This is a genomic window from Acetobacter cerevisiae, from assembly GCF_001580535.1.
Lineage (GTDB): Bacteria > Pseudomonadota > Alphaproteobacteria > Acetobacterales > Acetobacteraceae > Acetobacter > Acetobacter cerevisiae.
In genome coordinates, this window is record NZ_LHZA01000067.1 from 1 (window position 1) to 4,055 (window position 4,055).

At 53.3% G+C, this 4,055-nt stretch carries 3 protein-coding genes and 1 tRNA gene; 1 reads left to right on the forward strand and 3 read right to left on the reverse strand.

Annotated elements, in window-relative coordinates; genetic code table 11:
• The first annotated feature begins 39 nt into the window (after nt 1-39).
• Nucleotides 40-116, forward strand: a tRNA-Met gene (locus AD928_RS00680).
• Here AD928_RS00680 and AD928_RS14265 read toward each other — a convergent pair.
• From AD928_RS14265 to AD928_RS15025, 3 genes are all read right to left on the reverse strand, one after another.
• Nucleotides 73-1,740, reverse strand: a complete 1,668-nt coding sequence (locus AD928_RS14265; protein WP_156470022.1) for a recombinase family protein — start codon at nt 1,738-1,740, stop codon at nt 73-75. The two genes, AD928_RS00680 and AD928_RS14265, sit on opposite strands and share 44 nt — an antisense overlap.
• Before the next feature lie 395 nt (nt 1,741-2,135).
• Nucleotides 2,136-3,518, reverse strand: coding sequence for a hypothetical protein (locus AD928_RS00700; RefSeq protein ID WP_156470021.1), 1,383 nt, complete (start codon nt 3,516-3,518; stop codon nt 2,136-2,138).
• A gap of 351 nt (nt 3,519-3,869) precedes the next feature.
• The coding region (locus AD928_RS15025; protein ID WP_209436625.1) for a hypothetical protein at nt 3,870-4,055 on the reverse strand (186 nt) is incomplete at its 5' end.

Consider the following 4,055-nt stretch of genomic DNA (forward strand, 5'->3'; position numbering starts at 1 on the left):
TCGCCGCCAGGTCTTCCAGTCTACCCCAATCAACACCACCGCGGGGTGGAGCAGCCCGGTAGCTCGTCAGGCTCATAACCTGAAGGCCGCAGGTTCAAATCCTGCCCCCGCAACCATTGAATCCTGCACCAAGAACTTATTGAGAACGCCAGCATCAGGGTGATGCATGGCGTTCTTCTTGTTTGTCGCAAAACCCAGCATCGCTGCTAAATCACCTTCGAGAAAAATCCCAAGCTCGTCCTTCTCAGGAATAAGCCTGATCCGCGTGATCAGAGAGCGAATGGCTTCTTTAGTCTGCGTCCCGGTGGCTTCGTTCTGCAGGCTGTCGTGGAGGACGCCGATCTTCTGGCGATACAGTTCCGCCATGTTCGGATGCAGCAGAGGCGGCGGGGAAGGGGCTTCGGCCAGCCGCACTTCGATCTCGGCCTTGCGCGCTTCAAGTTGCTCCATGCGTGTCTTGAGAACAGAACTGGCAAAGCCATCCAGGATCGCCTGAACGGCCTTGTCGAGTTCGCGCTCGATTTTGGGAAGTTCGGATTTCAGGGTAGCCAGATCGGCTCCTTTTTCCATCCGCAGCCGGTTGACCTCTCGTGTGAACTCCTCACAAAATTCCTTGAAGAGGGCGGGATCCATCATCTGGGTCTGCAAACCGTTGAGAACGGATTTTTCCAGAACGTCCCGCCGGATTGTCAGGCGGTTCTCGCAGGTGCCCTTGTTGCGGGCGGTTGAGCAGCCAAGATGGCTTTTGGAGATCATCGAGAAACCGCCACCACAGCAGCCGCATTTGATCAGACCTGTCAGGAGATGGGTCGGACGTTGCAGGGCGTTGAGAGGGTGAACGCCTGTTCCACGGGATTTCTGGGACCAGGTCGTCCTGCTTTGACGGGCTTTGACCGCATCCCAGAGATCCTGCTCGATAATCCGCAGATCAGGAACGTCGTGAAGAGTCCATTCGGATTCAGGGTTGAGGCGCGAGACGCGTTTGCCGGTGTTGGGGTTCTTGATATAGCGCAGGCGGTTCCACACGAGGCGCCCAATATAGAGTTCGTTATTGAGAATACCCGTGCCGCGTTCCCGATTGCCATTGATCGTTGACGGACTCCAAGCCCCGGACAGGGGGCCATGATGGCCTTCGGCATTCAGAGACAGGGCAATGGCTTTAGGGGATTTGCCGTCAGCATAGTCCCGAAAGATCCGTCGGACGATATTGGCCTGTTCGACATTGATCGCGCGTTCGCCACAGATCGCCTCGCCACGGGTATCGCGTTGCCGGATAACGTCGTACCCGTAGCACAGGCCACCGCCGGACTTCCCCTGTTCGACACGACCGCGCAGGCCGCGTCTGGTTTTGTTGGCCAGTTCCTTGAGGTAGAGTGCATTCATCGTGCCAGTGAGGCCGATGTGAAGAGGGGTGATCTCGCCGCCTTCCGAGAGCGTGACGATCTTTACTCCCGCGAAGGTCATGCGCTTGAACAGGCCGGCAATATCTTCCTGATCGCGGGATAGACGGTCCATGGCTTCGGTCAGGAGGATCTCGAAGCGACCGGCGGTGGCATCGGTGATGAGGTCCTGGATACCCGGACGGATCAAGGACGCCCCCGAAATTGCCCGGTCGGAATAGCTGTCGACGATCGTCCATCCCTGTTGTTCTGCGTACGTGCGGCAAATCCGGAGTTGATCCTCAATGGACGCATCACGCTGAGTGTCAGAAGAGTAGCGGGCGTAAAGGACAACTCTCATGGCGGTCTGTCTCCTGATGCTGTAACGTTCTGCTGGGTGCTTTGCTGACGCAACTGATCTGCTTCAAACCACTCTCGCGCGGCACTGCGCGCAAGAAGGCGCACAACTGTTCGCAGGTGGCTCTCTGAACGTGAAGGACTGTTTCTGTCTGGAGCGGCAGGGCTGGCAGCGGGATGCTTCGGGCTCATGGTGAATCACCAGAAGCACTTCTGCAAGAGTCGTTTGTGCAGATCGTTGCACTGAAGCTGGCATAAATCGCGCACTCTTTGAGTGCGATGATGTAAGAAAAATCTCTGCTGTGACTTTGCATAATACCCCCTCGTTGTCAGAGGGCACTCTGCGCAGGCCTGATAAATGAAATGGAATCCGCATTTTTGCGGATTCTGACGGATCGCTTATTGCGGCTTCTGATTCACATCTTTGTAGCTCCGCAGAGCGTCAACAATTGCGCGCGGCAGAGGAGGAAGGATCATGGCTGGATAGGACGTTTGAAGCGGCTCTTCCAAAGACTGTTTTTGACGCATTGACGCGCAGTTTTTTGTGTCCACCTGATGCAGGAGTTCCTGTGCGTAAAGACCTTGTGCTTTGTAGTCTTTCCCAAGCAATGGTTCCTGAAGGAACACCTGCCCGTCCGCTCGGGAAACGATACGATGCATGTCTTCGATCTCGGCAGGATACAAGTCGCTCTCGAGTGTAACGATCTGCTGTGGGAGAAGCAGTGGTTTAGAGCGTTCGTGCGTCGCTTTGCGCGTTAAAAGCTGCTGAAAGCGCAGAGCGTAGATGATCGTGGCTTTTGTTAAGAGCTCATCGTCGGGGTCGTCCATAAAACTGACGCCAGCGCGGTATCCTCTCAAAAGGCCGTCTGGTCCCGATTGATATGACGGCCATCGACTGTCGAGGGGGTTTTGGGGGATGTACGGATGGCTGGAGATGACACTCATGGCGCCCAGAATAGGCGCAACCGGGAGAAAATATTCCTTGAGTGCCATGAACTGGGTGCGGCCGGTGCTATAACTGACCTGCTTTTCAGATGGTTTGCGTGGGACCGTAAACCCGCGTTTCCATAAGAGGGGAGCGCTCGCGTCGATCAGGTAATCCGCTGGATCGCGCCCTCGGGAGATTTCTCCTGCGGCATAACCAAAAACATGAGCAAGGCGTTCCCACGAGAGGGGAATATCCGTGTGGTGCAGGCTTTGTCGTAGCGCAATCTGCATGGCAAGCCCAATGATGGCCCGTCCGTCTTCAATGAGGCTTGCTCGCATGGTGACATAGTCGCGGAATGGGTAAGCAGGATCCGGATGGCTCAGTTTTCTTTCAAGGCGAACTGTTCTCATCTGGGAAGCCCAGAAGTGTCTTTCATTCCGATATCGAAAAATAGCGTCTAATTTCTCCTGTGCGACCTGATTTGGGAGCAGGCATGTGGGCCACTCCTGATCGAGCTGCTGTGCAAGATCTTTGGACGTTTCGAAGTCAAAGGCGTCGATGAAGTCGAGAAAACACTGTCCTGAACTTCTGAGAGCAGACCTATAATGTCTTTGAGAATAGGCCTCGTGCATGAGGTGAAGATTGATGTAATCGTAACTGCATTTGTATTGCGCTTCATGATTGGAATAACATTTTTCAGCGCTTAATTTTTGTTTTTTGAAGAGCTCCAGACGTCGCAGTCGTTCCGTTGCAAGAAGGGTGGCCTGTAATTTAAGATTAAGACGTAAAAAAGGAGTTCTTGAGGGTAAGGTAATTGTTTTATAGACAGGTCCAATACTTTCCTTTCTGGCCATCTCTTCCGCCTTTTCTGAGGGGGTGGTTCAGATACGCATAGTCCATCAGGCTCGTCACAGCCTGAGCTTCTGTTCTGATGTGATCGAAAAATGTCTCATAAACGAACATCATCTGCACTTTAAAAAACCAATTAAAAACAACAATATTCGAAAACACCGAGGCAAATACGAATACCGGAAAATACGGCTTCTGACGCGCTGACATTCGCTATTTTCCGCAGAAAATAGCCATAGTCAAACTGTCTTCTCATCTGCCATCACCCCCATATTGGCAGAAAACTGCCGCTTCCAGCGAATCAGCCTGCTGAAAAAAGGGGCTTCCCAGACTACCGTATTCAGCGTTTTCCGCAGTTAATCCTGTCCGGATGAATCACTTTTCAAACCGCTGAAAAAGCCAGATCGGCAGAAAACTCCTGTTTTCTGAACCTGCACCCCAGAAAAAAGGGTCTTCCCAGCATACAGGCAACGCCCAAATTCGCAGTCACCACACGGTGCCTGAATCACTTTCCAGACCGCTGAAAAAGCAACATCGGCGGA

Coding starts and splice junctions, on each gene's coding strand:
- AD928_RS14265 (WP_156470022.1), bottom strand. CDS start 1,740: ATGAGAGTTGTCCTTTACGCCCGCTACTCTTCTGACACTCAGCGTGAT.
- AD928_RS00700 (WP_156470021.1), bottom strand. CDS start 3,518: ATGGCCAGAAAGGAAAGTATTGGACCTGTCTATAAAACAATTACCTTA.